Origin of the sequence: Roseisolibacter sp. H3M3-2 (assembly GCF_029211165.1) — a bacterium.
GTDB lineage: Bacteria > Gemmatimonadota > Gemmatimonadetes > Gemmatimonadales > Gemmatimonadaceae > Roseisolibacter.
In genome coordinates, this window is sequence record NZ_JARGEK010000705.1 from 1 (window position 1) to 961 (window position 961).

At 78.5% G+C, this 961-nt stretch carries 1 protein-coding gene and 1 pseudogene; both read right to left on the reverse strand.

Annotation, left to right across the window (positions count from 1 at the left end; translation table 11 throughout):
• The coding region (locus PYV61_RS25860; protein WP_275836766.1) for an NTP transferase domain-containing protein at nucleotides 1-292 on the reverse strand (292 nt) is incomplete at its 3' end.
• A gap of 42 nt (nucleotides 293-334) precedes the next feature.
• Nucleotides 335-961: pseudogene (locus PYV61_RS25865) on the reverse strand (hypothetical protein); the annotation flags it as partial.

A 961-nucleotide genomic window follows, 5' to 3' on the forward strand; every position in this document is an offset into this window, starting at 1 on the left:
CCACCACCGCATCGTGCCCGCGCCGGCGGGCCTCGGCGAGCGCGACCTGCAGCGAGCCGGCCTGGCCGTCCTCCCAGCGAGGGTTGTGCAGGACGTCGATGCCGGCGGGCACGAGGTCGTCGACCTCGACGGCACCGGTCACGACGACCGCCTCGAGCCCGCTGGCCGCCAGCGCGTCGCGCGCGTGCGCCACCACGGGACGGCCGCGCAGCGGGGCGCGCAGCTTGTGGCCGTCACCGGTGAAGCGGCTGCCGGCGCCGGCGGCGAGGAGGACGGACAGGAGGTCGGGCACCGACGACGGCGCGACGATCGGCGGGGCCCGCGCCTCAGCGCGTCAGCGCGCCGCCGCCACGGCGTGCGCGGGGGCGCCCAGCCCGGGGAGCGGGTCCTCGCCGGCGCGGCGGTGCTGCCCGCCCTCGCCCACCGGCACCGGGACGCGCTGCGTCGACGCGCGCGCCACGACCTGCGGCAGCGACTCGCCGTGCTCGCGCGCCGCCCACCCCATCGACAGCGGGCCGGGGGCGCCGCGCAGCGCCAGCAGCTGCACGCGGCGCGCGACGCGCTCCACCTGCTCGGCCGACGCGCCGCCGAGGACCACGAGGAACTCGTCGTCGCCGAGGCGGATCACGGGCTCGTTGCCGCGCACCTGCCGCATGAGGAAGCGCGCGGTGAGCTGGCGCATCAGGTCGTGGTCCTCGGCCGGCGTGTCCTCCGCCTCCAGCCGCACGATCACGACGCCGACCGGCGCCACCGGGTCGCGCGCCAGCCGCTCGCCGAGCGCGTGCAGATGCGAGCGCTCGAGGCAGCCGGTGAGCGCGTCGCGCCCGCCCTCGCGCTCGCCGCCGCCTGCGGGCGTCGGGGCCGCCGCGGGGGGCGCGTCGGCCAGCGGGGCGAGCAGCCCGTGCAGCAGCAAAGTCGGATCGTAGCCATGTCGTTCTGTGAGCCAAGGAGTTGAGACCAC